3 protein-coding genes are annotated in these 2,620 nt (G+C 68.1%); 2 read left to right on the forward strand and 1 reads right to left on the reverse strand.

Annotated features, from left to right (window positions below; translation table 11 throughout):
* A partial coding sequence (locus JYJ84_RS33695; RefSeq protein ID WP_205190062.1) for an MsnO8 family LLM class oxidoreductase occupies positions 1 to 525 on the forward strand: 525 nt, incomplete at its 5' end.
* Positions 526 to 561: 36 nt separating this feature from the next.
* Here the strand turns inward: JYJ84_RS33695 and JYJ84_RS33700 are convergent.
* Complete coding sequence (locus JYJ84_RS33700) at positions 562 to 1,623, reverse strand: alpha/beta fold hydrolase (RefSeq protein ID WP_122944875.1); 1,062 nt, start codon at positions 1,621 to 1,623, stop codon at positions 562 to 564.
* Between the two features lie 173 nt (positions 1,624 to 1,796).
* On the opposite strand from JYJ84_RS33700, the gene pdxY reads away from it, so the two are divergent.
* Positions 1,797 to 2,620: pyridoxal kinase PdxY (gene pdxY / locus JYJ84_RS33705; RefSeq protein WP_205190063.1), on the forward strand; the 824-nt coding region annotated here is incomplete at its 3' end.

Below are 2,620 nucleotides of genomic sequence, written 5' to 3' on the forward strand. Positions count from 1 at the left end.
CTCGACGTGCCCGTGTGGCTGCTCGGCTCGAGCCTGTTCAGCGCCCAGCTCGCCGCGATGCTCGGGCTGCCGTTCGCGTTCGCCTCGCACTTCGCGCCGGATTACCTGATGCGCGCACTCGAGATCTATCGCGCGCAGTACCGGCCGTCGGCCGAGTGGCCGAAGCCGCATGCGATGGTCGGCGTCAACGTGTTCGTCGCCGATACCGACGACGAGGCGCGGCGCCTGTTCACGTCGCTGCAGCAGCAGTTCATCAACCTGCGGCGCGGCACGCCGGGCAAGCTGCCGCCGCCGGTCGATGTACTGGAGGCGAACGAGCTCGAACTCGCGACCGTCGCGCATTCGCTGTCGTTCGCGGCGGTCGGCTCGCGCGACACGGTGCGCGACAAGCTGCGCGACCGCATCGCGCAGACGGGGGCCGACGAACTGATCGTCACCGCGCAGATCTACGATCACGCGGCACGGCTGCGCTCGTTCGAATTGACCGCGCAGATCCGCGACGAGCTCGCTAGCGAAACGCGCTGACGGCCCGCGCCCGGGCCGCCTGCGGCCGGCCCCGCATCACTGCGGGTGCACGGCCTCCAGCCCGTCGAGCAGCGCCTTGTGGAACGCGTCCGGGTCCTGGATCTGCGGTGCGTGCCCGAGCGCCGGGAATTCGACGAGCTGCGCGCCCGGGATTGCGGCCTGCGTGCGTTTCGCGAGTTCCGGATAGTGGCCGAGCTTCGCATGCACGTCGGGCGGCGCGACGTCCTTGCCGATCGCGGTCGTGTCCTTGTCACCGATCATCAACAGCGTCGGCACGCGGATCGCGCCGAGCTCATAGACCACCGGCTGCGTGAGGATCATGTCGTAGATCAGCGCGGAGTTCCATGCGACCGCGTCGCGACCGGCGCCACGGTACATCCCTGCCAGCATCTGCACCCAACGCTCGTACGACGGCGACCACTTGCCCGCGTAGTACGTGCCCTGCTCGTAGCGACGGATCCCGTCGGCCGTGGTCTTCTGCTCGCGCGCATACCAGTAGTCGACCGACAGCGGCGGCACGCCGAGCGCCTTCCAGTCCTCGAGACCGATCGGGTTCACGAGCACGAGCTGGTCGGTCGCCTTCGGATACATCAGCGCGTAGCGCATTGCGAGCATCCCGCCCGTCGAGTGACCGACGATCGTCGCCGACTTCACGCCCAACGATTCGAGCAGCGCGTGTGTGTTGCGCGCCAACTGCTGGAAGCTGTACTGATAGCGATCAGGCTTCGACGACTTGCAGAAGCCGATCTGGTCCGGCGCGATCACGCGGAAGCCCGCGCGGCTCAGCACGCCGATCGTGTCCTCCCACGTCGCCGCGCAGAAGTTCTTCCCATGCAGCAGCACGACGATGCGGCCGTTCGGATGCGCCGGCTCCACGTCGAGGTAGGCCATCTCCAGGGTTTCGCGCTGCGACACGAACGTGTACAGATGCACGGGCGCCGGATAAGTGAACCCTTCCAGGCGCGGGCCGTACACGGGCCCATCGTTGCCGGTGGGCGATACGGCCACCGCCGCGGCAGGCATGGCGCACGCGGCGGCAACACCAGCACCGAGCGCGGCGGCGCGCACGGCAAACAACATCTTGCGAATCGAAAGCATGGCGATCACGGTGATTGGAGACGCACGCGGGCAGCCGGGCCGCCTCGCGCCCCGCGATTCTACGCGGTCGTGCTGACGACGGCGCGCAACACTCCGGGGCTGCGCGACTTCCGCGCACGCGACGAACTCGGGTATCGTGTGACGTGACCCTGAAACGCGTGCAGGCGATTCCCATGAAAAACGTCCTCAGCATTCAGTCGCACGTCATCTACGGCCATGCCGGCAACAGTGCGGCCGTGTTTCCGATGCAGCGCCTCGGCATCAACGTCTGGCCGCTCAATACCGTCCAGTTGTCGAATCACATGCAGTACGGCCACTGGGCCGGCAGCGCGATCGATGCCGCGAAGATGGAGCAGCTCGTCGACGGCATCGCCGCGATCGGCGCGCTCAAGCGCTGCGATGCCGTGCTGTCCGGCTTCCTCGGCTCGCCGCCGCAAGCGCGTGCGGCCGTCGAGATCGTCCGCTCGGTGAAGGCGATGAACCCGAACGCGTGGTACTTCTGCGATCCGGCGATGGGCCAGACGGGCGGCATCCGGCCCGAGCCCGGCGTCGAGGAATTCATGGTCCAGGAGATGCCGGCGCTCGCGGACGGCATGTCGCCGAACCACACCGAACTGCAGAAGCTCGCCGGGCGGCGCATCGAAACCGTCGCCGAAGCCGTCGAAGCCTGCCGCGCGCTGATCCGCCGCGGCCCGCAGATCATCCTCGTCAAGCACCTGCACGACCGCAACAGCCCGGCCGACCGTTTCAACATGCTCGCCGTCACCGAAACCGAAGCGTGGATCGGCCAGCGCCCGCTGTACGCGTTTCCACGGCATCCGGTCGGTGTCGGCGACCTGACCAGCGCGATCTTCGTCGCATGCCGGCTGCGCGGCGACTCCGTGCGCGCCGCGTTCGAGCACACGCTCGCCGCCGTGCACGCGGTCGTGAAGGCCACCTACGATGCGCGCCGCTACGAGCTCGAACTCGTCGCCGCGCAGGACGAAATCGCGCGCCC

Source organism: Burkholderia sp. LMG 13014 (genome assembly GCF_905232215.1).
Lineage (GTDB): Bacteria > Pseudomonadota > Gammaproteobacteria > Burkholderiales > Burkholderiaceae > Burkholderia.

What these genes read in the sequence shown, in the direction of transcription:
- JYJ84_RS33700 (WP_122944875.1), bottom strand. Translation starts at nt 1,623, where the DNA reads ATGCTTTCGATTCGCAAGATGTTGTTTGCCGTGCGCGCCGCCGCGCTC.